The sequence below is a fragment of the Streptomyces phytophilus genome, from assembly GCF_013870535.1.
Lineage (GTDB): Bacteria > Actinomycetota > Actinomycetes > Streptomycetales > Streptomycetaceae > Streptomyces > Streptomyces phytophilus.
Map to the genome: position 1 here is coordinate 1 of NZ_JACBXC010001268.1, position 1,709 is coordinate 1,709.

Genomic DNA, 1,709 nt, shown 5'->3' on the forward strand with positions numbered 1-1,709 from the left:
GCTCGTCGACGCCGGGTTCGAGGTGCTGGCGCCGTGTCCGCACAGCGCCGCGTGCCCGATGGAGGGGACCGCCGACTGGTGCCACTTCGCCGCGCGCGTGCAGCGCTCCGCGCTGCACCGCCGGGTCAAGGGCGGCGAGCTGGGGCACGAGGACGAGAAGTTCTCGTACGTCGCGGCGGTACGCCCCGGGGGGACCGCCGCGGCGCCGGCCCCAGCGCGTGTCGTCCGGCATCCGCAGCTGCGCAAGGGCCTGGTGCTGCTGGAGCTGTGCACGGCCGGCGAGGGGCTGGCCCGTACGACGGTGTCCAAGCGGCAGGGCCCCCGCTACCGCGCCGCCCGCGACGTGCGGTGGGGCGACGCGTGGCCGCCGCCGGAGGACGGCGGCCACACCCGGTCGTAGCGCGGCGGTCAGTCGCGCAGCTCCAGCGTGCAGCACTTCACGCTGCCGCCGCCCTTGAGCAGCTCCGTCAGATCCATCGGGACCGGTTCGAAGCCGCGCGCCCGCAGCGGCGCGACCAGCCCGGCCGCCGCCTGCGGCAGCAGGACGTGGCGGCCGTCGCTGACGGCGTTGAGGCCGAGCGCGAGCGCGTCCTCCTCCCCCGCCAGGACCGCGTCGGGGAAGAGCCGGGCGAGGACGTCGCGGCTGCCCGGGGAGAACGCGGCCGGGTAGTACATGACGTCGGTGTCGGTGGAGTCGTCCAGGACGCACAGCGCGGTGTCGAGGTGGTAGAAGCGCGGGTCGACCAGGTCGAGGCCGACGACCGGGCGCCCCAGGTACTCCTGCGCCTCGGCGTGCGACTCGGGGCTGCTGCGGAAGCCGCGGCCCGCGAGGATCCAGGAGCGGGTGACGGCGAAGTCGCCCTCGCCCTCGTTGACGTGCTCCGGCAGGTGGTAGTCGGCGAAGCCGTGCGCGCGGAACCAGCGGCGCTGTGCGGTGGCCTCGCCGCTGCGCTGCGGGTACGCGAAGCGCGCGCCCAGCACGCGGCCGTCGACGACGAGCGCGCCGTTGGCGGCGAAGACCATGTCCGGCAGGGCGGGGTCGGGCTCCAGCAGCTCGACGGTGTGGCCGAGGGAGCGCTGACGGGCGACCAGGTCCTCCCACTGCGCGAGCGCGAGCTGGAGGTCGACGGGTTTGGCGGGGTCCATCCACGGGTTGATGGAGTACGTGACGGCGAAGTGTGCCGGTGGGCACATCAGGTACCGGCGCGCCGAGGCTGTGCGCAACAACGAGGGCTCCTCACTGCTGACGTCCAAGCGCCGGCCCGCGGATCGCGCGCGCCGACGCACGTAACCGAATGGTGCCTGGTGAACACCCGCGCGCGCAGTAGTGCGGCACGGGTGGCCCGGGTCGCGCCGCGGGGCGCGGGAGCGCGTACGAGGAGTGCGGCCTGCCAAAGGCGCATTTAGCGCGATACCCAAGGGTGGTCGGTGGTCACGGTTTCATCGCGTACGGCGCCGGGCGCGCGGCGTTCCCGTAGCGCTTGGGGGGCCGTATCCGCGCAGGTCCGGGCGTACGGGCCGGAACGCGGCCGGCCGCCGGGACGGAACCCGGCGCCTCGGTACCGCAGGGCGGCCCGCGGACCGGATGGCATACCGTGGCACAGTATCGGCCTACAGCACCCGCTCCGGTGGCAGCACGAGGATCGGGTCCCCAGGGACGACGGCCGAGGTGAGGGGACGCATGGCACGGGCACGCAGGCTTCCGCAGT

The 1,709-nt window shown here is 74.5% G+C and carries 2 protein-coding genes; one reads left to right on the plus strand and one right to left on the minus strand.

All coding sequences use genetic code 11. From position 1 onward, the window contains the following. Positions 1-400: small ribosomal subunit Rsm22 family protein (locus tag H5J30_RS31470; protein ID WP_220189546.1), on the plus strand; the 400-nt coding region annotated here is incomplete at its 5' end. Positions 401-408: 8 nt separating this feature from the next. On the opposite strand, the gene ddaH is transcribed toward H5J30_RS31470, so the two are convergent. After that, a complete protein-coding gene (ddaH, locus tag H5J30_RS31475) occupies positions 409-1,224 on the minus strand; it encodes a dimethylargininase (RefSeq protein ID WP_374101041.1) in 816 nt (271 codons plus the stop codon). Positions 1,225-1,709 lie beyond the last annotated feature (485 nt).